24 protein-coding genes are annotated in these 23,693 nt (G+C 74.0%); 14 read left to right on the forward strand and 10 right to left on the reverse strand.

The window, feature by feature from the left end; genetic code table 11:
• The first annotated feature begins 48 nt into the window (after window positions 1–48).
• Both ABD220_RS00255 and phoH2 read left to right on the forward strand, forming a co-directional pair.
• Complete coding sequence (locus tag ABD220_RS00255; RefSeq protein WP_344118765.1) at window positions 49–810, forward strand: isoprenyl transferase; 762 nt, start codon at window positions 49–51, stop codon at window positions 808–810.
• 194 nt (window positions 811–1,004) lie between these two features.
• The gene (phoH2, locus tag ABD220_RS00260; RefSeq protein WP_344118767.1) at window positions 1,005–2,354 is read left to right on the forward strand and encodes an RNA 5'-3' helicase PhoH2; all 1,350 of its coding nucleotides are present in this window, start codon (window positions 1,005–1,007) and stop codon (window positions 2,352–2,354) included.
• A 146-nt stretch (window positions 2,355–2,500) separates the two neighbouring features.
• Here phoH2 and ABD220_RS00265 read toward each other — a convergent pair whose 3' ends face one another.
• Window positions 2,501–3,256, reverse strand: a complete 756-nt coding sequence (locus tag ABD220_RS00265) for a hypothetical protein (protein WP_344118769.1) — start codon at window positions 3,254–3,256, stop codon at window positions 2,501–2,503.
• Window positions 3,257–3,279: 23 nt separating this feature from the next.
• Here ABD220_RS00265 and ABD220_RS00270 point away from each other — a divergent pair, with 23 nt between their 5' ends.
• Window positions 3,280–3,846, forward strand: a complete 567-nt coding sequence (locus tag ABD220_RS00270) for a prepilin peptidase (protein WP_344118771.1) — start codon at window positions 3,280–3,282, stop codon at window positions 3,844–3,846.
• A 61-nt stretch (window positions 3,847–3,907) separates the two neighbouring features.
• Entirely contained in the window at window positions 3,908–4,378 is a 471-nt protein-coding gene (locus tag ABD220_RS00275) for an NUDIX hydrolase (RefSeq protein ID WP_344118773.1), read from the forward strand.
• A gap of 276 nt (window positions 4,379–4,654) precedes the next feature.
• Here the strand turns inward: ABD220_RS00275 and ABD220_RS00280 are convergent, their stop codons facing one another.
• Window positions 4,655–5,257, reverse strand: coding sequence for a TetR/AcrR family transcriptional regulator (locus tag ABD220_RS00280; RefSeq protein ID WP_344118775.1), 603 nt, complete (start codon window positions 5,255–5,257; stop codon window positions 4,655–4,657).
• Between the two features lie 56 nt (window positions 5,258–5,313).
• Between ABD220_RS00280 and ABD220_RS00285 the strand changes: the two genes are divergently transcribed.
• Both ABD220_RS00285 and ABD220_RS00290 read left to right on the forward strand, forming a co-directional pair.
• On the forward strand, window positions 5,314–6,591 hold the full coding sequence (locus tag ABD220_RS00285; protein WP_344118776.1) for an MFS transporter: 1,278 nt from the start codon (window positions 5,314–5,316) through the stop codon (window positions 6,589–6,591).
• A 204-nt stretch (window positions 6,592–6,795) separates the two neighbouring features.
• Window positions 6,796–7,041, forward strand: a complete 246-nt coding sequence (locus ABD220_RS00290; RefSeq protein WP_047804076.1) for a hypothetical protein — start codon at window positions 6,796–6,798, stop codon at window positions 7,039–7,041.
• Window positions 7,042–7,183: 142 nt separating this feature from the next.
• Here ABD220_RS00290 and ABD220_RS00295 read toward each other — a convergent pair whose 3' ends face one another.
• The 3 genes from ABD220_RS00295 to ABD220_RS00305 form a co-directional block, all read right to left on the reverse strand.
• Window positions 7,184–8,605, reverse strand: a complete 1,422-nt coding sequence (locus tag ABD220_RS00295) for a class II fumarate hydratase (RefSeq protein ID WP_344118779.1) — start codon at window positions 8,603–8,605, stop codon at window positions 7,184–7,186.
• Between the two features lie 76 nt (window positions 8,606–8,681).
• Window positions 8,682–9,332, reverse strand: a complete 651-nt coding sequence (locus tag ABD220_RS00300) for a carbonic anhydrase (RefSeq protein ID WP_344118780.1) — start codon at window positions 9,330–9,332, stop codon at window positions 8,682–8,684.
• Entirely contained in the window at window positions 9,329–10,018 is a 690-nt protein-coding gene (locus tag ABD220_RS00305; RefSeq protein WP_344118781.1) for a DUF4245 domain-containing protein, read from the reverse strand. The genes ABD220_RS00300 and ABD220_RS00305 overlap by 4 nt, the downstream gene beginning before the upstream one ends.
• 299 nt (window positions 10,019–10,317) lie before the next feature.
• On the opposite strand from ABD220_RS00305, the gene glpX reads away from it, so the two are divergent.
• Window positions 10,318–11,265, forward strand: coding sequence for a class II fructose-bisphosphatase (gene glpX, locus ABD220_RS00310; RefSeq protein ID WP_344118888.1), 948 nt, complete (start codon window positions 10,318–10,320; stop codon window positions 11,263–11,265).
• A 200-nt stretch (window positions 11,266–11,465) separates the two neighbouring features.
• A complete protein-coding gene (locus ABD220_RS00315) occupies window positions 11,466–12,641 on the forward strand; it encodes a hypothetical protein (RefSeq protein ID WP_344118783.1) in 1,176 nt (391 codons plus the stop codon).
• Window positions 12,642–12,784: 143 nt separating this feature from the next.
• Here the strand turns inward: ABD220_RS00315 and ABD220_RS00320 are convergent, their stop codons facing one another.
• The 4 genes from ABD220_RS00320 to ABD220_RS00335 form a co-directional block, all read right to left on the reverse strand.
• Window positions 12,785–13,804 carry a lipid II:glycine glycyltransferase FemX gene (locus ABD220_RS00320; RefSeq protein WP_344118785.1) on the reverse strand — a complete coding sequence of 340 codons (1,020 nt, stop codon included), beginning with the start codon at window positions 13,802–13,804 and terminating at the stop codon, window positions 12,785–12,787.
• 55 nt (window positions 13,805–13,859) lie between these two features.
• Window positions 13,860–15,473, reverse strand: a complete 1,614-nt coding sequence (locus ABD220_RS00325) for an LCP family protein (protein ID WP_344118787.1) — start codon at window positions 15,471–15,473, stop codon at window positions 13,860–13,862.
• A gap of 57 nt (window positions 15,474–15,530) precedes the next feature.
• A complete protein-coding gene (gene purE / locus ABD220_RS00330; RefSeq protein WP_344118890.1) occupies window positions 15,531–16,016 on the reverse strand; it encodes a 5-(carboxyamino)imidazole ribonucleotide mutase in 486 nt (161 codons plus the stop codon).
• A 136-nt stretch (window positions 16,017–16,152) separates the two neighbouring features.
• Window positions 16,153–17,316, reverse strand: a complete 1,164-nt coding sequence (locus tag ABD220_RS00335; protein WP_344118788.1) for a 5-(carboxyamino)imidazole ribonucleotide synthase — start codon at window positions 17,314–17,316, stop codon at window positions 16,153–16,155.
• 243 nt (window positions 17,317–17,559) lie between these two features.
• Between ABD220_RS00335 and ABD220_RS00340 the strand changes: the two genes are divergently transcribed.
• A complete protein-coding gene (locus tag ABD220_RS00340; RefSeq protein WP_344118789.1) occupies window positions 17,560–18,213 on the forward strand; it encodes a GtrA family protein in 654 nt (217 codons plus the stop codon).
• 10 nt (window positions 18,214–18,223) lie between these two features.
• Here ABD220_RS00340 and ABD220_RS00345 read toward each other — a convergent pair whose 3' ends face one another.
• On the reverse strand, window positions 18,224–19,012 hold the full coding sequence (locus ABD220_RS00345; RefSeq protein ID WP_344118790.1) for a TIGR03089 family protein: 789 nt from the start codon (window positions 19,010–19,012) through the stop codon (window positions 18,224–18,226).
• 311 nt (window positions 19,013–19,323) lie between these two features.
• Between ABD220_RS00345 and ABD220_RS00350 the strand changes: the two genes are divergently transcribed.
• The 5 genes from ABD220_RS00350 to ABD220_RS00370 all read left to right on the forward strand — a co-directional run bounded on the left by ABD220_RS00350 (window position 19,324) and on the right by ABD220_RS00370 (window position 23,615).
• Entirely contained in the window at window positions 19,324–19,854 is a 531-nt protein-coding gene (locus tag ABD220_RS00350; protein WP_344118792.1) for a WhiB family transcriptional regulator, read from the forward strand.
• A gap of 77 nt (window positions 19,855–19,931) precedes the next feature.
• Entirely contained in the window at window positions 19,932–20,582 is a 651-nt protein-coding gene (locus ABD220_RS17990; protein WP_425552481.1) for a DUF3499 family protein, read from the forward strand.
• A 115-nt stretch (window positions 20,583–20,697) separates the two neighbouring features.
• Complete coding sequence (locus ABD220_RS00360) at window positions 20,698–21,021, forward strand: hypothetical protein (protein WP_344118794.1); 324 nt, start codon at window positions 20,698–20,700, stop codon at window positions 21,019–21,021.
• Window positions 21,022–21,171: 150 nt separating this feature from the next.
• Complete coding sequence (locus tag ABD220_RS00365; protein ID WP_344118796.1) at window positions 21,172–22,446, forward strand: L,D-transpeptidase; 1,275 nt, start codon at window positions 21,172–21,174, stop codon at window positions 22,444–22,446.
• A 122-nt stretch (window positions 22,447–22,568) separates the two neighbouring features.
• Window positions 22,569–23,615 carry a TIGR01906 family membrane protein gene (locus ABD220_RS00370; protein WP_344118798.1) on the forward strand — a complete coding sequence of 349 codons (1,047 nt, stop codon included), beginning with the start codon at window positions 22,569–22,571 and terminating at the stop codon, window positions 23,613–23,615.
• Window positions 23,616–23,693 lie beyond the last annotated feature (78 nt).

Raw genomic sequence — 23,693 nt, forward strand, 5'->3', positions numbered from 1 at the left:
TCCGGTCCACCACCGACACCGTGCGCGAGAACCCGGGAGGAAGCACAGATGCCCAAGCCACGGCCGCTCTACCGGTTCTACGAGCGCCGGCTCTCCGCCGAGCTCGACCCGCGGCGGCTGCCCAAGCACGTCGGCGTCCTCGTGGACGGCAACCGGCGGTGGGCCAAGCAGTTCGGCGCCTCGACCGCGGACGGGCACAAGGCGGGGGCGCAGAAGATCGTCGAGTTCCTCGGCTGGTGCCGGGAGCTGGACATCGAGGTGGTCACCCTCTACATCCTCTCGACCGAGAACCTCAAGCGCCCGGCCGCGGAGCTGGAGCCCCTGCTCGAGATCATCTCCGACCTCATGGACACCCTGAGCGAGGCGGGCATCTGCCGGGTCCAGCCCGTCGGCGCCCTCGAGATGCTGCCGCCGAGGCTCGCGGCGTGCCTGGCCGACCTCACGGAGCGCACCGCGGACAACGCCGGCCCGCACCTGAACATCGCGGTCGGCTACGGGGGCCGTCAGGAGATCGTGGACGCCGTGCGGGAGGTGCTCACCGAGGCCCTCGACGCCGGCGCCGACGTCCGGGAGCTCGCACAGGGCCTGTCCGTGGAGGACATCTCCCAGCACCTCTACACGCGCGGGCAGCCGGACCCGGACCTGCTGATCCGCACCTCCGGCGAGCAGCGGCTGTCCGGGTTCCTCATGTGGCAGTCCGCCTACAGCGAGTACTACTTCTGCGAGGCGCTGTGGCCGGACTTCCGGCGCGTCGACTTCCTGCGGGCGCTGCGCGACTACGCCTCACGACAGCGGCGCTTCGGCGGCTGAGCGCGCCCGTCCCCGCCCGTCGTCGTCCTGGGTGCTGTCCTGGGCGCCGGGCCGTGCCGGGCATCGCGCCTGGTGGTCGCGGGCAATTTCCGCGCCGTTCACCGTTTCTGCTCGCGTGGCGGGGCCGGTCCGCATACGTTGTCCTCAGGTGGACGGCGCGGACGCCGCCCGCCGTACGAGGAGGAAGGGCCGCCATGAGCATCTCCAAGAAGCAGGAGCGCATCGTCGACATCTCAGCCCCCCTGGGGGCAGGGGTGCGCTCCTACGTGATCGACACCTCGGTGCTGCTCTCCGACCCCCGGGCGGTCCTGCGCTTCGCCGAGCACCAGGTGGTGCTGCCCGTCATCGTCATCACCGAGCTGGAGGGCAAGCGGCACGACCCCGAGCTGGGCTACTTCGCCCGGCAGGCCCTGCGGCTGCTGGACGACCTGCGCGTGGAGCACGGCGGGCTCAACCGGCCCGTGCCCCTCGGGGACCAGGGCGGGAGCCTCGTCGTGGAGCTGAACCACGTCTCGGACACCGTGCTGCCGGTGAGCTTCCGGCTCAAGGACCACGACTCCCTGATCCTGGCCGTGGCCCTGAGCCTCGCCAACGAGGGCAAGGACGTGTGCGTCGTCTCCAAGGACCTGCCGATGCGGGTCAAGGCCTCCGCCCTGGGCCTGGAGGCCGAGGAGTACCGGGCCGAGTGGGTGGGCTCCGACGTCGAGTGGTCCGGGACCGCGGCGCTCGAGGTGCCCGACGACGTGGTGGACCGGCTCTACGGCGGCGAGGCCGTCGTGGTCCCGGGCGCCGAGGGGCTGCCGGCCAACACGGGCCTGACCCTGCACTCCGTGCGCGGCAGCGCCCTGGCCCGGGTCCGCGCCGACGGCTCCGCCCGGGTGGTGCGCGGTGACCGGGACGTCTTCGGCGTGCACGGGCGCTCCGCCGAGCAGCGGCTGGCGATCGACCTCCTGCTGGACCCCGAGGTGGGCATCGTCTCGCTGGGCGGGCGGGCCGGCACCGGCAAGTCCGCGCTGGCCCTGTGCGCGGGCCTGGAGACGGTGATGGAGCGCCGGGAGCACCGCAAGGTCATGGTCTTCCGGCCGCTCTACGCGGTCGGCGGCCAGGAGCTCGGCTACCTGCCCGGCTCCGAGGAGGAGAAGATGAACCCGTGGGGCCAGGCGGTGTTCGACACCCTCGGGGCCCTGGTCTCGCAGGAGGTCGTCGAGGAGGTGCTCGACCGGGGCATGCTCGAGGTGTTGCCGCTCACGCACATCCGCGGCCGGTCCCTGCACGACGCCTTCGTGATCGTGGACGAGGCGCAGTCCCTCGAGAAGAACGTGCTGCTCACCGTGCTGTCCCGCATCGGGCAGAACTCCAAGGTGATCATGACCCACGACGTGGCCCAGCGCGACAACCTCCGGGTCGGCCGCCACGACGGGGTGACCGCCGTGGTGGAGGCCCTCAAGGGCCACCCGCTCTTCGGCCACGTCACGCTGACCCGCTCGGAGCGCTCGCCGATCGCCGCCCTGGTGACGGAGGTGCTGGGCGACCTGGACGCCTGATCCCCGGCTCTCCCCGGCGGTGCGTCCGGGGGCCCCTGCCCGGGCGGTGGGCCCCCGGACGTGCCGCCGGAGGCGTCGTGGGTCCCAGGGACCTCGAGGGCCTCAGAACCTCAGGGAGCCTCGGGATCTCCGGGGGCCTCAGGAACTCAGGGGCCGACGGGCCAGGGCAGGTGCCTGCTCACGTCCGTGAGATCCAGGTGCACCGAGCGGAAGAGGTCGTCGATGAAGTACTCGTCCACGGCCTCGATCAGCAGGTCGTGGCCCGTGCCGGCCAGCGGTCCCTCGAGCACCTCGGAGCGGACGCAGATGGCCGTCCGCTCGTCGAGGAGCACCCGGGTGCGGGCCGGGGCGAGGGGGTGTCCCGGCGTCGTCGGGGTGTACGCGTGGCCGGGAACGACCACGGCGCCGCGCACGGGCCGCCCGTGGTGGGTGCCGGTGCTGACGTCCTCGACCGTGCAGGGCCGCCGCTCCGGCAGGTAGGGCGGCACGGGGGCGTCCCCGGCGAGCTCGACCGGGTCGAGGACGGCCTGCCACCGCCCGCCGCCGAAGACGGGGTCCCCGTAGGCCGCCTCGGGGCGGCGCTCGACGAGCCCGGAGTCCGTGAACACGGGCGCCACGAGCTGCGGCGCCAGCAGCCACGAGGCCGAGGTCGAGGCGACGTAGAAGTCGTCGCGGGACTGCTCCCGAGTGGTGGCCGTGTAGAGCGGGGTGCCGTCCAGGGTCTCGACGCGCAGCCCGTCCGGGCGCCGGACCCAGGCCCTGACGGGCCGGCGGGGCGCGGCGCCGGCGGGGGCCAGCCAGGACAGCACGAAGCGCACGGTGTCCCAGCGCCACGGCGACGAGCGGCTCAGCGCGCGGAACTCGTCCTGGTCGGCGGGCGCGGGGACGGGGGAGCGGTGCATGGCCCCAGTCTAGGGACGGCCCCGTGCGTCCACAGGCGCCCCGCTCCGCCGGGGCCGCGGCTACGATGCCCGGTGTGGGCACCTTCCTGGCCGAGCAGTTCGCCCGCGGGGACGCCGCCGGGTGGGCCGCCGGGGTGCTCGCGGCGCTCGGCACCGCCGTGCTCGCGGCCGCGTGCGCGTGGCTGTGGCGCACCGACGTGCGGGAGCACCGTCTGCCCGGCCGCGTGGTGCGACCGCTCTACCCCGTGTGCGGGGTGCTGCTGGGTGCGGCGGCGGTCGTGGCCGGCGAGCCCGTCCGGCTGCTGTGGATGCTGTGGGGCCTGGTGCTCATGGGCGGGCTCTACGTCCTGCTCCGCCTGCTCCACCCCGCGGGGATGGGCCTGGGGGACGTCCGGCTCTCCGGTCTGCTCGGCATGTGCCTGGGCTTCGTCTCCGTCTGGCACGCCGTACTGGGGGCGGCGGCCGGGTTCGTGCTCGGTGGTCTGGCCGGGGCCGTACTGGTGGCACTGGGCCGTGTCGACGCCCGCTCCCGGGTGGCGTTCGGCCCCGCCATGATCACCGGGGCCCTCGGGGTCCTCCTGCTGCTGTGATCCGGGCCGGCCTGCCAGAATGGGCCGGACCCCTGCCCGAGACGCCGCCCGAGGAGCCCGCATGCCCACCCCCGAGTTCGTCCTGTCCCTCCGGAAGAAGATCGGCCACGACCTCCTGTGGCTGCCCGCCGTCACCGCCGTGGTGCTGCGCGACGACGGCCGGGTGCTGCTGGCCCGGCGCAGCGACAACGGCAACTGGGGTCTGGTGAGCGGGATCGTCGAGCCCGGGGAGGAACCGGCGGTCACGGCGGTGCGCGAGTGCCTGGAGGAGACCGGCGTCGTCGCCGCCGTGGAGGAACTCGTGGCGGTCAGGGCGGGGGAGCCCGTGCAGTACCCGAACGGCGACCGCTGTCAGTTCCTGGACCACACGTTCCGATGCCGCTGGGTCTCCGGCGAGGCCCGCGTCAACGACGACGAGTCGCTCGAGGTCGGCTGGTACGCCCCGGGCGAGCTCCCGCCCATGCCGCCCCACCAGCTCGAGCGGCTGCGGGCCGCGCGGACGCACAGCGGGCCACCCCGCTTCGTGGTCTGAGCGCGGTCCGCGCCGGCCGGCATGGAGGCTGCCCACGCGCTCCCTCGCGGCCGGCATGGAGTGGTAGCCACGCACTCCCTCGCGGCCGGACTGTCGGGGACGGGTGATGAGGACCGGGGCGTCGGAGCCGGGAGGTCGGGACCGGGCCGTCGGGGCCGGGAGGTCGGGACCGGGCCGTCGGGGTCGGGTGGTCGGGACCGGGCCGTCGGGGTCGGGTGGTCGGGACCGGGGCGTCCAGGACCGGCGCCTCGGAGCCGGGCTGCCAGGACGGGGCTGTCAGGACCGGGCGGAGGGGGCCTGAGCGGCTCGGGAGCCGATGACCGACCGTGCCGTGTCGCGGGCGAGCGCCACCGGATCGGACGGCGCCCCCCGCAGGAGACTGCTGAGCACCCCGTTGTAGAGCAGCAGGAGCACCGAGGCCGTGGCGCCCGGATCCTGACAGCCCGCCTCCTGGGCCAGGTGCGCCAGCCGGTCGGTGACCAGCTGGGTGTCCTGCCGGATCAGGTCGAAGACGGGGTCCGTCCGCCCGTCCTCGGGGAGGGGGCGTTCGGATGCGGTGGCCAGGAAGCAGCACCACTGGGCCGGTCCGGCCGACGCGCGGAAGGTCTCGACGGCGTCGAAGACCGCCAGCAGACGCTCGTCCGCGGAGCCGGCTCCGGCGACGGCCTCGTCCCAGTGCCGGGTCCAGGTGTCGAGCCGTCGGGAGAGCACCTCGCGGAGGAGATTGTCCTTGGAGCCGAAGTGCTTGTAGAGCGTCACGATGGCCACGCCGGCCGATGCGGCGACCCGGTCGACGCCCGTCGTGGCGATGCCCTCGGTGAAGAAGAGCCTCTCGGCGGCGTCCAGGATGCGCTCCCGGGTGTGCTGGGGATTGGCCATGCCCTTAGTGTAACGTTCGTTCTGGCGGAACGATCGTTATGCGCAAGGGGGCTGGAATGACGGGAACCACCGTGGACCGCCGTGCCGCAACCGGTCTCGGTCCGGCGGCGGCGGGAATGCTGCTGGTCGCCGCCACCTACGGCATGGCCCGCTTCGGGGTCGGCCTCTTCGCTCCGGCCCTGGGCGCCGCGCGGCCGGACCTCACGGGCGTTCTCGGCTGGGCGGGGGCCGCGCAGTTCACGTCCTACTCGCTGGCGGCCGTGGTGGCGGCCCGGTGGGTCGACCGGCGCCCGCGCGCCGGGCTGCTGCTGGCCGGGGCCACCGCGATCCTGGGCTGCCTGGGGGTGGCGGTCGCCTCGTCACCGGTGCTGTTCGTGGCTGCGGTGTTCATCGGCGGCCTGGGCGGTGGCTTCGCCTCCCCCGCCCTGGTGCCGGTCATCGACGCGGTCGTCGCGCCGCACGCCTCCGCGACGGCGCAGTCCGTGGTGAACTCCGGAACGGCCGTGGGCGTGATCGGGGCCGGTGTGGTGGCCTCGACGGCCCTCGCGGTCGGTCCGGCCTGGGTGTGCATGGCAATGGTGTGCGCGGTGGCCACCGTCGCGGCGTGGTACCCCGTCCGGGCGCGCGCCGACCTGGCAGCCGCTGATCGCCCCACCGCCGCGCCGCCCTCCGCACCGGCCGGGACCTCGTCCGCCGCTGATCGCCCCACCGCCGCGCCGGCCTCCGTGCCGCCCCCGACCCTTTCCGCCGCACCGGTCCGGGCCTCGGCCACCGGTCTCGTCCGCGGTCCGTGGCGGCCGCTCGTCCTCCCCGGCGCGGCGGCGGTGGTTGCCGGCGCCGGGTCGTCCCTGGTCTGGACGTTCGGGCCGGTGCTGATCACCGACTCCGGTGCCGTGGCAACGGCGGGGGTCGGCTGGCTGTGGATCGCCCTCGGCCTGGGCGGAGCGCTCGGCACGCTCACCGGTGCGCTCGTCCGGCGTGCGGGGATCCGCGGAGCGTGGTGCTGGTGCGCCGGCGCCCTGGCCGTGGCCGCCACCGGCGTCGCGATGTCCGCGGCGGCCGGCACCGCCTGGCCGGCCTATGCCGGCATGGCCCTCTTCGGAGCCGGCTACATGGGGCTGTCCGGAGTGCTCATCCTCTGGGCGCGTCAGGTCCGGCCCGGCGGCGCCGGGGCCGGCACGTCCGCGCTCTTCGTCGCCCTGGCCACCGGGCAGGCGCTCGGGTCCGCCGGTTTCGGCCTGGCCCAGGGCGTTGCGGGCCCGGTGGTCCTGGCGGCGCTGGCTGCCGGTCTCTGCGCCCTGGGCGGCCTCACGGTCCTGCTGCGGACGAGGTGACCGCATCGGCGCCACCCTTCGGGTGCGACGCCGGTGACCGGCCGTCGCACCGTGGCCCCGCTGCATCGCCCGTGCTGCGTGGCCCGCCGGCTGCCCGCCAGCACCGTCCTCAGAAACAAAGCGTGCTTACTTGTGGCCGGTGACACCCGCTCCTAGACTCGGAGACGTCCATTCCACGAGCAGGATCGAGCAAGGAGGAACGACATGGCGACTGGTGAGACCGGTTTCGACGACGTCACCTACGACCTGGTGTCCGTGCAGTACCACGCGCTCAAAGCAGGTCACGACTACGGTCAGTACGTGCGCGACGCCCGCAACGCCGGCCGTGACGACATCGCCGACTTCTTCGAGAAGGTGATGTCCGAGGACTCCGCGCGCGCGCAGCAGTGCCACGAGTTCATCAAGGAGCTCTCCAAGTCCGGCGAGTCCGGGCCGGCCGTGACGTCCTGACCCGGGGCGCCGGGCCACCGGTCCGGCGCACGGCGCGAGGGGTCGCGTCCGTACGGAATGCCGCGGCATCCCCGTGCGGACGCGACCCCTCTGCGCACCGAGGGCCCCGACCGCGAGCCCTCGGTGCGCAGAGAGCGGTGGGTCAGGCGTTGGGGCCCGTCATGGTGGTGACGTCCAGCGCCCGGTCCAGCTGCTCCTCGGTGAGCCGGCCGTCCTCCACGTAGCCCAGGGCGATGGTCGCCTCGCGCACCGTCATCTTGTTCGCCACGGCGTGCTTGGCGATCTTCGCGGCGGCCTCGTAGCCGATGGCCTTGTTCAGCGGAGTCACGATGGACGGGGACGCCTCGGCGAGGAAGCGGCAGCGCTCCACGTTCGCCTCGAGCCCGTCGATCATCTTCTCCGCCATCACCCGCGAGGAGTTCGCGAGCAGCCGGATGGACTCCAGCAGGGCCGAGGCCATGACCGGGATGCCCACGTTGAGCTCGAACGCGCCGTTGGTGGAGGACAGCGAGACCGTGGTGTCGTTGCCGATCACCTGCGCGCACACCTGGATGGTGGACTCGCAGATCACCGGGTTCACCTTGCCGGGCATGATCGAGGAGCCGGGCTGGAGGTCGGGGATGAGGATCTCGCCGAGGCCGGTGTTGGGGCCCGAGCCCATCCAGCGCAGGTCGTTGTTGATCTTCATGTAGCTGTAGGCGACGTTGCGCAGCTGGCCGGAGGCCTCGACCAGGGCGTCCCGGTTGGCCTGGGCCTCGAAGTGGTTGCGGGCCTCGGTGATCGGCAGCCCCGTCTCCTCGGCGAGCAGCTCGATGACGCGGGCGGAGAAGCCGGCGGGGGTGTTGATGCCGGTGCCCACGGCAGTGCCGCCCAGCGGGACCTCGGCCACCCGCGGCAGGGAGGACTGGACCCGCTCGATGCCGTAGCGGACCTGCGCGGCGTAGCCGCCGAACTCCTGGCCCAGGGTCACCGGCGTGGCGTCCATGAGGTGCGTACGCCCGGACTTCACGACGTCCCGGAACTCGGCGGCCTTCTTCTCGAGCGACTCGGCCAGCTGCGTCATGGCCGGGACCAGGTCGTTGATCAGCGCACCTGTGACGGCGACGTGCACGGAGGTGGGGAAGACGTCGTTGGAGGACTGGGAGGCGTTGACGTGGTCGTTGGGGTGGACCTCGACGTCCGTGCCCTCGAGCGCCTGGTTGGCGAGGGTCGCCAGCACCTCGTTGGTGTTCATGTTGGAGGACGTCCCGGACCCGGTCTGGAAGACGTCGATCGGGAAGTGCTCGTCGTACTGCCCCGTGGCGACCTTGTCCGCGGCGTCCGCGATGGCCCGGGCGCGCTCGTCATCGAGCACCCCCAGCTCCGCGTTCGCCAGGGCGGCGGCCTTCTTGATCTGGGCCAGCGCGACGATGTGCTGGGGCTCGAGGGGCTTGCCCGAGATGGGGAAGTTCTCGACCGCCCGCTGGGTCTGGGCGCGGTACAAGGCGTTCGCGGGAACGCGGACCTCGCCCATGGTGTCGTGCTCGATGCGGTACTCGGTGGTCTCTGCCGTGGTGTTTGCCATGGCGCCAGTCTAGGTCAGCCCCACGTGACGCCCGGCACGGGGCCCCACGGTGACGCCCGGCCGCCCCGGGCCCGGTTCAGCGGCCCGGCAGCCAGGTGCCGTGCCCGTGGACGAGCTCCGCCTGGCCGTCCTCGAGGTGGTAGAAGACGCCGACCACGGCGACGTCGCCGTTGGAGACCGCGTCCGCGATCACCCGGGACTGCTCCATGAGGCGTGAGGCCGTCTGCTTGGTGTGCTCCACCACCGCCGAGTTGACGTCCTGGTGGCCGTGGCGCTGGGTCTCCAGTACGGACGGCATGATCCGCTCGATGAGGTCCCGCTGGAAGCCGCGGGGCATCTGCCCGGAACCGGCGACGCCGTGCGCGGCGGACACGGCCCCGCACGAGTCGTGTCCGAGCACCATGATCAGCGGCGTGCCGAGGTTCGCCACGGAGTACTCGATCGAGCCGAGCACGGCGTCGTCGATGACCTGCCCAGCGGTGCGCACCACGAACGCGTCACCCAGGCCGAGGTCGAAGATGATCTCAGCGGCCAGGCGTGAGTCCGAGCAACCGAAGATCACGGCGAACGGGTGCTGACCGCCGGCCACGGACTGCCGCCGGGAGGCGTCCTGGTTGGGGTGCAGGGACTCGCCCGCCACGAAGCGGGCGTTGCCCTCGCGCAGGCGCTGCCAGGCGGCGGCAGGGGTGCGGGGCGTGGTGTCGTCGGGACGGGCGTCCGGGGTCATGGCATCTCCGTGGTTCGCGGGGCAGGGGCGTCGGTGAGGTCCTCGGCAACGGCGGCGGCCAGCCGGTCCAGCTCGGCGCCGGGCGCGTCGCCCTTGAGCACCACGGTGGAGCCGTTGACCTCTCCGGTGTACACGGTCAGGGGGTCCTGGTTCCGGGACTCCTCCCGGATGTGGACGTCCCAGGACGTGCCGCCGGCCTCGACCTCGGCGGAGGCGGGAACGGCCTCGGCCTGCTGGGCCAGCCACGTGGGATTGGCCATGGACGTCTGGACCAGGCCGATGAAGCTGCCCTGCGGGGTGGCCCAGCCGATCTCCCAGGAGGGCACCCCCTCGGCGGCGCCGCCGTTCCACCGGGCGTAGTTGGCGGTCCAGCCCTCGCCCGGCTCCGGCACGACCGGGGTGAAGGGCGCCTCGTCTTCGACGTAGGCGGCCTCCTGGGCGACGTCGACGTCGGGCCGGTACGGCTGGGCGTCGGGGCGGGGCTGGAGCCACACGAAGGGCAGGACCAGCAGCAGGAGGACCGCCATGGAGATGACCATGCCCTGCACCGGGGCGTTGAGCCGCCGGGCCTGCTTCTCCGTGATCTGCGGGAGCGGCTGCCCGGGCGCGTCCGGGACGGTGCCGGCGGCCGCGCGGTGCTCTGCCGCGCGGTGCTCTGCGGGACGGTCGGGGGTCGAGGAACTCACCCGTCCATTGTGCCCTGTCCGCCGCCCCGTGTCCGCCGCGCCCACTCCTCCTGCCCTCGGCCCCCCGTCCGCTCCGGACCCGCCCGGCCGCACGGGACGCACCCGGCCGGACTGTGGCGCAGATCGCGGTCGGCGGGGGAGCGGACGATATGCTGGGCGGGACGTGGACCGCGCCCGCGGCCGAGCCCGGCCCGGAGGTCCCGCAGAACGTGAACTCGAAGGTGAGGAACAACGTGGCCGAAGAATCCACCGGAACGATCCAGGCGCGCACCAACAACGTGGCCGACCGCAACCTGGCGATGGAGCTGGTACGGACCACCGAGGCCGCGGCGATCGCCGGCGGCCAGTGGGTCGGCGCGGGTGACAAGCTCGCCGCCGACGGCGCCGCGGTCGACGCCATGCGCTCTCTGCTCTCCACCGTGCACTTCAACGGCACCGTGGTCATCGGCGAGGGCGAGAAGGACGAGGCCCCGATGCTCTTCAACGGCGAGCAGGTGGGCGACGGCTCCGGGCCGGCCTCCGACGTCGCCGTGGACCCGATCGACGGCACCCGCCTCACCGCGCTGGGCATGAACAACGCCCTGGCCGTCATCGCGGTGGCCGACGGCGGGTCGATGTTCGACCCCTCCGCCGTGTTCTACATGGACAAGCTCGTGGTGGGCCCGGAGGCGGCGGACTTCGTGGACCTGCGCCTGCCCGTCAAGCAGAACCTGCACCTCGTGGCCAGGGCCAAGGGCATCAACATCAACCAGCTCACCGTGTGCGTGCTGGATCGCCCGCGCCACCAGCAGCTCGTCGACGAGATCCGCGCAACCGGCGCCCGCACCCGGATGATCCTCGACGGGGACGTCGCCGGGGCGATCGCGGCCTGCCGCGAGGGCACCGGCGTGGACGTCATGATGGGCATCGGCGGCACCCCGGAGGGCATCGTCACCGCGTGCGCCGTCAAGGCCACCGGCGGGATCATCCAGGGCCGGCTGGCGCCGACCGACGACGACGAGAAGCAGAAGGCGATCGACGCCGGCCTGGACCTCGACGCCGTGATGAGCACCGACGACCTCGTCACCTCGGACAACTGCTTCTTCTCCGCGACCGGCATCACCGACGGTGACCTGTTGCGCGGCGTGCGCTACCGCGGCCCCAAGATCACCACGCAGTCCATCGTGATGCGCTCCCGCTCCGGGACCGTGCGGATGGTCGAGGCCGAGCACCTCGCCTCCAAGTGGGAGAAGTACGCCCGCCGCTGAGCCGGCGCGCAGCGGCCCGAGCGGCCGCGGCACAGGACCCCCGCACCGTCCTCCGGTCCGGGGGTCCTGCCGTGCCCGGACGCACCGTGTCCGGCACCGCCCGGGGACCCTCCCGGCTCTAGACTGGAGGCCGAACTGCGGGCGCCGACCGCGGTCCCCCAGCCGGGGCGGAGCGCCCGGGTGACGAGGAGGATCCCCACGTGAGCACCACGGTCAGCCCCTGTCCCAACCGCAAGACGTGGGACGCCACCGTCCGGGTGACCGGTGGCCACCCGCAGCAGCTGTGGGGCATCGGCGAGGCGCAGGTCTCCGCCGAGGGCCCCGGCCTGCAGGTCGACCGGGTCATGGTCCACGACGCCCAGCAGCGCACCGTGGGCTACGCCCAGCTCTACCTGCGCTCCGAGGCCGAGCGCGTGGTCGCCGGCACCGTGCACTGCCACGTGCACCGGCCCGAGGACCTGCCCGTGGTCGCCGCCGCGCTCGCGGACTGGGCACGGGAGGAGCACTCGGCCGTGCTGCTGCGCTTCCAGGCGGACACCCTGCGCGCCCCCGGCGCCACGGAGGCCCTGGAGGCCGCCGGGTTCACGCGCCCCGCCGCGGAGGCCGGGCCGGACGGACCGCGGCGGCTGGAGGTGGTGCTGGGAGAGACCGAACGGGACCTCTCGCGCCGGCTCTCCGAGGCCACCCTGGACCGGTGCCGCGCGGCCCTGCGCACCCCGGGCGTGACGGTGCGCGAGGTCACGGCGGGCAGCCGGGTGCTCTCGAACATCGGGCTGCGGACCCGGCTCATCACCCAGCTGCTGGAGGACCTGGGCGACGACTCGCTGCTGCTCGTGGCCACCGAGGCCGCCGAGGACGGCCGCGAGACGGCCCTGGGCTACCTGTGGTTCGTGCACACGCGCGGGCTCGCGATGATCTACCGGCTCGGCTTCACCCGCCGGGGCCGGGACCTGGGCGTGGACGACGCCCTGCTGCTGACCGGGATCGTCGAGCTGCAGAAGCGGCGCGTGCAGCGCCTCGACGGCGGGGACCCGGGCGAGACGGAGGTGCCGCTGGTGGTCCGCGAGCTGGCCGCGGCAGAGCGTCCGGTGCTGGGCCCGTGGGAGAAGGCCCTGGGGCGGGGCCCCGCCGGGGAGTTCGCGGAGGACGTCGCCGACGCCGCGGCCGAGGCGTCCGGCACGGCGGTCGCCGCGGAGCTGGGCCTGGGCGAGCCGGCCCCGGCGTGGTCGCCCGAGCGCGAGGAGCCGGACGACGTGCCCGGGGACGACGACGGCACGGGACGCCCCGCGCGGGGACGAGCCCGGCGGGCCCGGGACCTCACCCGCCGCGTGGTCGGGGAGAGCATCTCGGCCCTGCGGGACGCGGCGGGGCGCTGACACCGGGCCGCGGCCGGTCCGGTCGTCGCCGCCCCGGTTCCGGTCCGCCCGTTCCCGGCCGGTGCGGTTCGGGTCCCGGGGCCGGCCCGGCATGTCCGCCCGGCCGGGCGGATGCCGCGGGTCCCCGCCGCGGCGAGGGGGTCTCAGGCCTCCCGGCGGTGCACCCCGGCGAGCGTCTGCCGCAGCCAGCCCGGCAGGCCGGGGAGGCTCTTGCGGGCCGAGACGGCGGCCTCCCGGGCGGCGCGCACCCCGGTGTACGCGGCGTACTTCGCGCGGCTCACCGGCAGGTCCCAGGTCCCGGGATAGGACTCCGGACGGCCGCCGAAGGACTTCTTGAACTTCGTGAAGCCGTGCCACGCGTGGTCCGGGCCGGCGTCCTCGGGCGCGGTGCCGAAGAGGTCGAACCGGCGCAGGCCCTTCTGCTTGGCGTCGAGGACCATCCGCACGACCAGCGGGATCCCCGCCGAGAGCCTGCGGTGCTCGAAGTCCATCGCCGCGTGGGCGTAGGTGCGGGTGTCGTCGGAGTCGTAGACGAGGGAGGCGCCGATGGGTTCCCCGTCCAGCCGGGCCACGTAGAGCGAGGCCGCGCCCACGGGCATGAGGCTGCGGGCGGCCTCGCGCAGGTAGGCGTCCTGCTGGCGGGTGAAGTCCTTGCGCTCGGCCGTGGCCTCGAGGAAACCCAGCAGCACGTCGACGTCCTCGGGGTCGGTCGAGGCCGTGAAGGTCACGCCCTTCTTGGCGATGTTGCGGTGCAGGTTGCGGTTGGTGGACTTCATGTCCTGGAGGATCGCGTCCTCGTCCTGGGTGAGGTCGATGACCTGGGTGTGCCCGGGCTGCACCTGCCGGGGCGCCGGGCGCAGTCCGCGCCGCCGCAGCGAGGCCTCGGGGGTCTCGAGGCCGTCCGTCACCGCGGCGTCGACGGGCTCCACCCGCACGAACCAGCACCGCTCGGCCCGGGCCGTGCGAGCGAGGTGGTCGAGCGCCGCCTCGAAGGCCTGCGGGGTCCGCGCCTCGGGACCGTACGGGCAGTAGAGGTAGCGGCCGGTCCGGCCGCCCTCGACGACCGCGAGGTAGCGCCATCCGTCCCCGGAGGCCTGGAACACCGTGTGCCCCAGGTTCCGCTGGAATCCGGCCCATGCGTTCGACTGCAGTATGTTCGCCACGCCCCCACTGTACCGGGGCGTCCGGGCGTCGGCGTCGCCCCGCCGCCCGGACCGGTCAGGGCACCGAGCAGGTGCCGTTGGGGGTGAGCTCCTGCGCTCCCACGAGGGGCTTCGACGCCGGGACGGGGACGGTCATCGCGACCCCGGAGCCCATCGGCGTGCCGCCGGACAGGGCCTCCGCCTCCCGCGCGCCGCGGTCGGTGGCCTCCTCGAGCACCCGGTCGAGGTCCTCGTGCAGCAGGTCGAAGTCCGGGTAGGTGGGGAAGGACGGGTCGTAGAACGGCGGGCCGGCGGCGTACTGCACCAGCTCGTGCTCCTTCGCCTTGAGGGCCACGTCCACGAACGAGCCGATCTGGCTCTGCGGGATGTCGGTCTCGACGACCTGCGTGCCCGACTTCGCGAGGTCCTCGAAGCGCGTCAGCACGTTGACGGGGTTGAGCTGCTCGAGCATCGCCGCCTGCACGCAGCGCTGGCGCGCCTGGCGGTCGTAGTCCGTGGCTCCCTCGCGGGACCGGGCGTACCAGAGGGCGTGGTAGCCGTCCAGGCGCTGGACGCCCGGCTCGATGTACCCGAAGATCTCGTTCGGCAGGCCCGTCACCATGTCGGTGCCGCCGCCGATCGGCACGCGCCCGCCGACGTCGACGGTGATCCCGCCCAGGGCGTCCACGAGCTGCTCGAAGCCGTTCATCTCGACGATCGCGTAGGCCTGGACCTCGATGCCGAGGATGCCCGAGGCGGCGTCCTTCATGGCCTCGGCGCCGGGGTCCGCGGCGTCGGGGTAGAGCTCGGCGTGGTCGTTCGTGACGTCGGTGTAGAGGGAGTTGAGGATGCACTCGTCGCCGCAGTTGTAGCCCTCGGGATAGACGTCGGCCAGCGGAGAGTCCTCGGGGAAGGGCGCGTTCTGCAGGTTGCGCGGCAGGGAGATGGTCACGGTCCGCCCCGAGTCGGCGTCCACGCTGAGCACCGACATGGAGTCGGGGCGGCGGCCCGAGCGGTCCTCCCCGGAGTCGGTGCCCATGACCAGGATGTTGTACCGCCCGTCGGAGGGGCGGAACGGCAGCCCGCCCCCGAAGACGTCCGAGACCGCCCCGCGCGTCACGGACAGCAGGTAGGCGGAGTAGGCCAGCCCGCCCGAGGTGACGAGCATGAGCGCCACGGTGGCCGCGGCCACCGCCCGGCGGGTCCGCTGCACGAGCAGGCCGGGCCGGATGAGCCGGAGCGTGTCGAAGAAGAGGAAGGCCCAGCCGAGTGCCAGGGCCACGAGCCCCGCGATGACCAGCAGGGACGTGAAGGAGTTCGTCAGGAACCAGATCAGGGGGGTCCGCCACAGCAGCAGGCAGACGAGCGCCAGGACGGCCGCGGCCCAGACGACCACGTCGACCTTGAGGGCGGCACGGCCCACGGCCCGACGCCCCGCGACGAGCTGCGCGCTGCCGGGGACCACCAGCGTGGACAGCAGCAGCGTCCAGGCGCGCCGGGTGCGGGTGACGTCCCCGGCGTGCTGGGGGTGGCGCAGCGGGTCCGTGAGCCGGGGCGGGCGCGCCGCGTCGTCGTCGACGCCCCGCACGGCCGTCACGGCGTCGGGCGGGAGATCCCGGGGGGAGTCCGCGGCGGACGGGTCGTGGGGCGGGCGGGGATCGTGCTCAGCGCGGGGGGTGTGGCCGTTCACGGGCAGCTCCGGCGGGGAAGGACGGGCAGGGGGAAGGACAGGGGCGGGCGGGCCGGATCAGCCGTCGAGGCGGGTGCGCAGCGCCGCGCCCTTGTCGTGGGCGGTCTGCCGGAGCTCGGCGGCGAAGCGCAGGAGCCGCCCGCGCAGGGCCTCGGCCTGCGGGTCCGCGCCGGCGGCAAGAATCCGGGCGGCCAGCAGCCCGGCGTTACGGGCCCCGCCGATGGACACGGTGGCGACCGGGACGCCGGCGGGCATCTGCACGATCGACAGCAGCGAGTCCATGCCGTCGAGGGTCTTCAGGGGGACGGGGACGCCGATCACGGGTAGGGGCGTCACCGAGGCGAGCATCCCCGGCAGGTGGGCGGCGCCGCCGGCCCCGGCGATGATCACCCGCAGCCCCCGCTCGTGGGCCTGCCTGCCGTAGTCGATCATCTCGGTGGGCATCCGGTGGGCGGAGACGACGTCGGCCTCGTACGGGATGCCGAACTCCGCGAGCGCGGTGGCGGCGGCCTCCATCACGGGCCAGTCGGAGTCCGAGCCCATCACGACGCCCACGACGGGCTGCTGCTTCTCGTTCACTGGTGCTCCTGGGCTGCTCGGCGGGTGGGGGCCGCCATCGCGGTCCGGTCTGGGGCTACGCTATCCGTCCCGGCTGGGCGGGCCGTGGGAGGCACGCGGGTCAGGCCTGCCCGTCGCGCAGCACGGCGGCCACGCGGGAGGCCCGCCGGCGCAGCTCCGGGATCTCGTCCGCCGTGCCCGTGAGGTTGACGTGGCCGATCTTGCGCCCGGGCCGCACGGCCTTGCCGTAGTTGTGGATCTTGGCGCGGGGCTCGGCGGCCATCGCCGCCGGGTAGGCGCCGAAGAGGTCCTGGTTGGCCCCGCCCAGGTAGTTCTTCATCACCGCGGAGCCGCCGATCAGCCCGGTGTCCCCGAGCGGGAGGTCCAGCACGGCGCGCAGGTGCTGCTCGAACTGGCTCGTCACGGACCCGTCCATGGTCCAGTGCCCGGAGTTGTGCGGGCGCATGGCCAGCTCGTTGACCAGGAACCCGGTGCCGCGGCCGGGGGTCTCGAAGAGCTCCACGGCCATCACCCCGGTCACGCCCAGTTCCGTGGCCAGGGTGCGGGCGGCGTCCGCGGCGGCGGCCGCCACCTCGGGCAGCAGCTGCGGGGCGGGGGAGAGCACCTCGTCGCAGACGCCGTCCACCTGGATCGACTCCACCACCGGCCACGCCCGCACCTCGCCGGAGGGGGTGCGGGCCACGAGCGCGGAGAGCTCCCGGGAGAAGCCGACCTTCTCCTCGGCCAGGAGGGGGCCGTCCGTGCGGGCGAACCACTGCGCCGGTTCGGGACCGCGGGCCTGCTGGGCGGTGCCGAGCACCATGACGCCCTTGCCGTCGTAGCCGCCGCGCGGCGTCTTGAGCACCACGGGCCAGCCCGTGCGCTCGCCGAAGCCGATCAGCTCCTCGACGTCGGCGACGGCCTCCCACTGGGGGTTCGGCAGCCCGAGGCGCTCCACGGCCGCGCGCATCCGCAGCTTGTCCTGGGCGTGCACCAGCGCGTCCGGGCCCGGGCGGACGTCCACGCCCTCGGCGAGCAGGGTCTGCAGGTGCTCGGTGGGCACGTGCTCGTGGTCGAACGTCAGGACGTCGACGCCCTGGGCGAACCGGCGCAGCACGCCGAGATCGGTGTAGTCGCCCACGGGCGCGGTGGGCACGGCGGCGACCGCCGAGACGTCGGGGCCCTCGGCGAGCACGCGCAGCTCGATCCCCAGGGCGGTGGCGGAGGGCGCCATCATGCGGGCGAGCTGCCCGCCTCCGACGACGCCGATGACAGGGGCGGTCACAGAAGAATTCACCCGACCAGGGTATCCCGGCCCGTGGAGCGCTTCCGGCGGACCACCGCACGTCCTCCCGTTCCGTGCCGTCCCCGGCCCGGGTGCGGCCGGGGGACTGTGCCGTAACTCTCCGGTGGCGCGGAGGTGGGGCGGGGTAGGATGTGCCGTGGTCCGCACCGGGTGCTCTCCCGCGCGTCGACCGCCGCGCCGGCCGGCGCCCACCGCCTCACCACCTGGGAGACCTGAAGCCGCGTGAACCGTCTCGTCGACCGTTTCGATGCCCTGTGGCACCTGTTCGTCAAGGAACTCATGAAGTTCGGCGTCGTCGGCGCCCTCGCGTTCGTGATCAACGCGTCGCTCACCTGGATCCTGATGCACACGGTGTTCGAGGACGGCCACCTCAAGGCCAAGTTCGTGGCGACGGCCGTGGCCATCGTCTTCGCGTGGGTGGCCAACCGGCTGTGGACCTTCCGGCACAAGCGCCAGTCGGACAAGCGCCGCGAGCTGATCCAGTTCCTCGTGGCCAACGGCATCGGCATGGCCATCGAGCTCGGCTGCCTCGGCTTCAGCTACTACGTGCTCGGGCTCACCAGCGCCTACGCGTCCTTCGTGTCCGGCACGATCATCGGGACCATCCTCGGCACGGTCTTCCGGTACTTCGCCTACCGCTTCTGGGTGTTCACCGAGGAGCTCGACGAGGACCCCAACTTCGCGGACACCGCGGCCCTCGAGATCGCCCTGATCACGGGCCACCAGCCCGCGGAGGGCTCGGAGCACCCCCGCCGGGAGCACCCGCACCGGGCGCACCCGGATCCGCACCGGGAGGGCGGCCGTCCCCGGACGGGGAGCGCGGCGCGCCCCCGACCGGACGCCCACGAGAGCACGGAGCCGGTCGAGGGGCGCTGAAGCGTTCCGCTCAGAAGCCCACGGCGTTCTCAGCCGCCAGCACCGAGCTCCAGGAGTCGTCGGCCGCGTCCGCCGGGCGGTCCGTGACGACCACGGCCCGGCCCCCGGCCAGCACGGCCAGCACCCGCAGCAGCAGCTCCGCGTCCATCCGCCGTCCCGGCACGTGCACCGCCGACGCCGCGCCCCATGCGTCCTCCCGCCCTGCCGGGAGCTCGCCCGCGGCCGCCATCAGCCGGTCGTGGGGGAGGAAGCCGTCGGTGCCCGCCGCCCGGAGCGCGGCCCCGCCCGGCGCCGGCTCCTCCACGCCGTCGTAGACGTCCGCGTGGGAGCGGACCTCGGCGCAGTAGTCGAGGACGTCCCCGCCCGGCAGCTCGCCGCGATAGCCGAGCGAGAGCGCCGGCCGGTCCAGGACCACTGCCCGCGCACCGGAGGGCACCCGGTCCAGCAGCGGCGGCGTCGCCCCCTGCGCGTCGACGAGCCCCACCACGGCCCGGTCCCCGGGCTCCGCCGCGTCCTCGAGGGCATCGACCGCTCGTACCGCGGCCCCCATGGTCCACGTGCCCAGCACGACCGCGAGACTGCGCCAGTGCAGCTCGTCGCCCAGGGTGACGACGTCGCCCGCCTCGAGATCCAGCTCGTCCACCCAGAGGTTCGCGGTCTTCGCCACCCAGTTGTCGAGGACCCGCCCGGAGAGCTCCACGCGCTCACCGTCCAGGCCGTACCAGATCAGAGCGGGACGGCTGCTGCTCCGCAGCTTGTCCACCAAGCGGGGGACGGAGTGAGGGGTCGGTGTGTTCATGGTTCCTCCTCGATGGATGTCGCGCCCGCGTCGGCGGCGTGACATATGCGTAGGGCCGCATTCTTGGCGTTCTTCGGCGTCCTGTCGAAAATCGGGCCGTGACGTGGAAAAACGTCTACTCCCAAGAGCATGCTTCCCGGATATCGTGGCACGGGCGGCCTCCCGGGACGGGTTGACGCCGTGCTAGTTACACACGTGTAATTGGGAAGTCCGGCAGACGATCAGCAAGGATACGTTCTCCGGGATGCAAAGGGTCGGCGCCCCCCGAACTGCGCCGGGCCAGAGCGATCGTGTCGGATGGAAGGAAAGTCATGGGAGAGGCCGCACGACAGCAGGTCGTGGATTCCACCCCCCTCGAGGCCCGTCGCCGGAGCGTGCGCTCGGTGCCCGAGGACTGGTTCGTGGATCCCGCCGACCCGCGCGCCGCGGAACGGCACGTCCGCCGGGTCGCCGACAGCCTGGAGGATCAGGCCACGGCCTATCTCCGGGCCCACGAGGCCGTCCAGAGCCTCGCCGGGACCGGAGAGGCGCCGGCTCTCGACCTGCTCGAGGCGCCCGCCGCCGACGAGGGCTCCGACTGGAGCGCCGTGGCCGGGCTGTACGCCGTGGACGAGGACGAGGGCGAGCTCGCGTGGCAGACCGACGCGCTGTGCGCCCAGACCGACCCGGAGGCCTTCTTCCCCGAGAAGGGCGGGTCCACGCGGGACGCCAAGCGCGTCTGCGAGGCCTGCCCCGTGCAGGCCGAGTGCCTCGACTACGCGATGAACAAGGACGAGAAGTTCGGCATCTGGGGCGGGCTCTCGGAGCGCGAGCGCCGACGCCTGCGCCGCCTCGCCCGCTGAGGTAGTTTCGGGCCATGACCTCCTCCGGCAGTGCCACCCGCCTCTGCTCCCGCCAGACCTGCACGCGGGACGCGGTCATGACCCTGACCTACGTGTACTCGGACTCGACCGCGGTGGTCGGTCCGCTCGCCGGGCACGCCGAGCCCCACGCCTACGACCTGTGCGCCGTGCACGCGGACCGGCTCACGGTGCCCCGGGGCTGGCGCGTCGTCCGGCTGGAGCTGCCGGAGGCACGGGCCCGGCGCGAGGACATCGGCGCCGTGGCCGAGGCGGTCCGGGAGAGCGAACCGCCGGCGCCGGTCCGCGGCCGCCCGCGGACGGTGCTGCGCGACGTCTCGCTGCCGCAGCCGTCCTCGCCAGGCCCCGCCGCCCCGCGCCCGACGCGCCCCGGGGGCCCCCGTGCGGGTTCCCGGCCCGGCCGGCGGACGGGTGCTGCGGAGACCGCCGCGCAGAACGGCCCGACGACGGCCCCGGCCCTCGCCGCGCAGAGCAGTCAGTCGCCCGCCCCGGAGAGCGCCCCGCCGCCCGCAGCGCAGAGCCGTCAGCCCCCCGCCGCAGAAAGCCGTCAGTCGTCCGCCCCGGAGAATCTCCCGCAGCCGATCCCGCAGCCGATTCAGGAGCCTGCCCCCGAGGTGCCGTGGCACGACGTCCCGGTGCCCGGAGCGCTGCGCCGGGCGCACCTGCGCCGGCCCGCCGCGCGCGGCGGCTCCGCCCGGCCCGAGGCCTGAACCGCGCGTCCCCGGCCGGTTCCGGGCCACGCCGCTGCTCCGCCCCTAGGATGAGCCGCAGACCGCACCTGTCCGGTGCGGAAGGCTCTTCCCCCCGGAGCACCAGGAGTCCCCCATGACTGTCCCTGCAACGACGCAGCCGACGCACGCGTTCCACACCGAGGCCCGCCACGAGGCCGGGCCCGCCCGGCGCCACGAGGGGCCGGTCGACCGCCGCCCGGCCCCCTGGGCGCTGCCGGTGCCCGAGCCGGAGCCGGTGCCCCCGGTGGCGTCCGCCCTGGCGCCCGGCCTGCTGGAGATCCTGCGGTGCCCGCTGACGGGCGGGACGCTGATCCCCGTGGACGCCGACCGGCTGATGAGCGACCGTCCGTTCTGCGACGGTGTGCACCCGGTCTATCCGATCGTCCACGGCATCGCCTGCCTGATCCCCGGGCGCTGAGGCGCCGAACCCCGCGCCGGCCGTCACGAACGCGTTAACATTCGTGACCGAAGGACGGCGGGTGGCACCGGGCGCGGCCGGTGGACCTATCGTGGAAGCAGTTCTTCAGCGTTCCCCCCACCCCCCCCGACGCCCGAGGTGCCTTCCCCCATGCCCCTGTCCTCCTGCCCGGATCCCGGGTCCTCCGCCCCGCCCGCGCTGCCGGCTCCCCGGCGCCTGTTCGCCCTGGGGGCCGTGACGGTCCTGCTCGCCACCGGCTGCGCGCAGGCCTCCGGGACCCCCGCGGGGGAGCCGACCGCCGCCGCATCGGCCGCCGCCAGGGCCGTGCCGTCCCCGAGCCGGCCGGCCACGCCCGCGCCGGCCGAGGTCACGGTCGCGCCCACGGACGCCGCCGTCGAGCACAACCCCGGGGAACCGGTCGTGGTGCGCGCCGACGGGGGCGAGCTGACCGACGTCGTACTGGTCCCCGCCCTCGGCGGCGAACCGGTGCCCGGGGAGCTCTCCGCGGACGGGCGGACCTGGACCAGCACTGCGGTCCTGGCCTTCGACACCCCGTACGAGCTGCACTGGAGCGCCGCGTCAGGAGCCGGGCCGACGACGGGCACCAGCGCGTTCACGACCGTGCTCGCCGACCACGAGGTCGACGCGCGCCTCAACGTGGTGGACGGCGGGGTCTACGGCACCGGGCAGGTCCTGGAGTTCACCTTCTCCGAGCCCGTCGCGAACAAGGAGCAGGTGGAGGAGGCCGTGACCGTGGACGGCGGCGGGGACCGGGCGGGCGCCTTCCGCTGGTACTCCGACACCGTGGTCCGCTACCGCCCCGCCGAGAAGTGGGCGCCGCGCTCGGAGATCACGGTCTCCCTGAAGCTGCTCGGCCTCGACGTGGGCCACGGCATGGTGGGCAACCACGACCTGCGCCGGAGCTTCTCGACCGGCGCCGAGCACTACGCCCGGGTGGACAACGAGACCAAGACGCTGACCGCCTGGGTGGACGGCGAGGTCGCCAGGACGTTCCCCGTGACCCTGGGCAATCCGGACTGGCCCTCGACCACGGGGCAGAAGGTCATCATGGAGCAGGCCCCGCAGTACCTGTTCCAGGCCTCCTCCCTGGACCTGCAGCCGGGGGACCCGCACTGGTACGACACGTTCTGGGCCTCCAACGTGTCCCGGCTGACGGCCAGCGGGGAGTTCGTGCACCAGGCGCTGCCCTCCGCGATGCCCGTCCTGGGGGTCGCCAACGTCTCCCACGGGTGCGTGGGCATGCCGCCCGAGGGCGCGAAGTTCATCCACGACGTGTTCCGCCCGGGGGACGTCGTGGAGGTCGTGGGCACCGGCTACCCGCAGGCCGATCCCGACGACGGGTACGGCGACTGGAACATCCCGATCGAGCACTACGCGGACGAGGAGTGGAAGGGCAACTGGTGAGCCCCCGAGGCCGGGCTCCTGCCGGTGGGGAGGGGCGCGCCGGCGGTGGGTAGGATCGGGACCGGCCGGAGCGGGCCCGCCCGCCCCGGACTCCTGTCTCCCTCCGACCGAAGGACCCGCCCGTGGCCACCCCCAGCAACGACAAGGCCCCCTGGCAGCAGGCCGACCCGCCCGCGGACGACCAGCAGCGCGAGGAGCCCGTGTGGACCGGCCTGCTCCCCGCCGTCGTCCCCGCGGAGACCGCGCACGACCACGATGACGACGGCGAGCACGACGGCGGTCGCCCCGGCGAGCACGACGAGCGCAGCGGCGCCGGGCCGCGACGTGCGCCCGGCCGCACGGGCGGCGGCTCCCGCGCCGTCGGGGCCGACGAGGCCGCCGGGGACGACGACCTGGACGCGGAGGCCCGCCGCCGGGCCGCGCTGCGCCGGGACGCGCTGGCGGACGAGCCGCGGCTGCCGCGGCTGCAGCAGGTCTTCCTGGTGCTCGTGCTCCCGCTCGCGCTGCTGGCCGCGGCCGTGCGCGTGGTGGCCACGCCCCTGTTCCTGTGGGCGGAGTACCACCGGCCGGGCTTCCCGGCGGACTCCTACGGCTTCTCCACCGAGGAGCGGATGGTGTTCGGCTCCTACGGACTGGACTACGTGATGAACTGGGCCCCGTCCGCGTTCCTGGGCGGACTGCAGGACGCGGACGGCGCGCAGCTGTTCCTGAGCTCCGAGGTCGCGCACATGACCGACGTGAAGATCGTGCTGCAGAGCGCCCTCGCCGCGGTCGCGGTCCTGGCGCTGCTGGGCATCGTCTCCTGCCTGTACCTGCGGGCGAAGGCCCCGGGGGCCGCCTCCGGGGCCCTGTTCTTCGGCTCGTGGCTGACCGTGGGGCTGCTGGTCGCGCTGGCGGTCGCGGCGGTGCTCGGCTGGCAGCAGTTCTTCGCACTGTTCCACTCCCTCTTCTTCGCGGAAGGCTCCTGGACCTTCCGGGCCTCGGACACCCTCATCCGGCTGTACCCCACCCAGTTCTGGATGGACGCCGCGATCGCGGTGGCCGGCCTCGCCCTCCTGGGGGCGCTGGCGGTCATGGCCGCCACCTGGCCCACCGCCTTCCGCCGGCACCGGGCCCTCGACCGGGTGCGCCGACGCCAGGAGCTCAAGCAGCGGCTGTCCGGTCGCTGAGCCGGTCGCCGATCCGGCCGCGCCCCCGCTCGCCGAGCTGATCGTCGTCGCGGTCGCGGTCGCGGTCGCGGTCGCCGG

This window comes from Kocuria aegyptia, from assembly GCF_039530085.1.
GTDB classification, from domain to species: domain Bacteria; phylum Actinomycetota; class Actinomycetes; order Actinomycetales; family Micrococcaceae; genus Kocuria; species Kocuria aegyptia.